Genomic DNA, 217 nt, shown 5'->3' with positions numbered 1-217 from the left:
AGGTGACGCGCGTGCGCACCGAGCTGGGCATCCCGCACGTCGCCATCCCCGTCCGGCCACGGAGGGTCGACGACACCGACCCCGCCGACCCGGGCCTCACGACGGGCGCGGACCCGGAGAGCACGGTGCCCGCCATGCCCGCGGTGTCCACGACCGGGCCCGGTCCCCGGGGAACGCAGGCCCTGCCGCGGGGCGCGATGCGGCAGCACGCGGCCGC

The 217-nt window shown here is 79.3% G+C and carries 1 protein-coding gene; it reads left to right on the top strand.

Translation table 11 applies throughout. From position 1 onward, the window contains the following. Positions 1-11: 11 nt before the first annotated feature. The coding region (locus tag SACPADRAFT_RS33180; RefSeq protein ID WP_040924563.1) for a hypothetical protein at positions 12-217 on the top strand (206 nt) is incomplete at its 3' end.

It is taken from the genome of Saccharomonospora iraqiensis subsp. paurometabolica YIM 90007, from assembly GCF_000231035.2.
GTDB classification, from domain to species: domain Bacteria; phylum Actinomycetota; class Actinomycetes; order Mycobacteriales; family Pseudonocardiaceae; genus Saccharomonospora; species Saccharomonospora paurometabolica.
The sequence above is the reverse complement of the archived record's forward strand: the minus strand, read 5'-3'. Positions and strand labels throughout refer to the sequence as shown.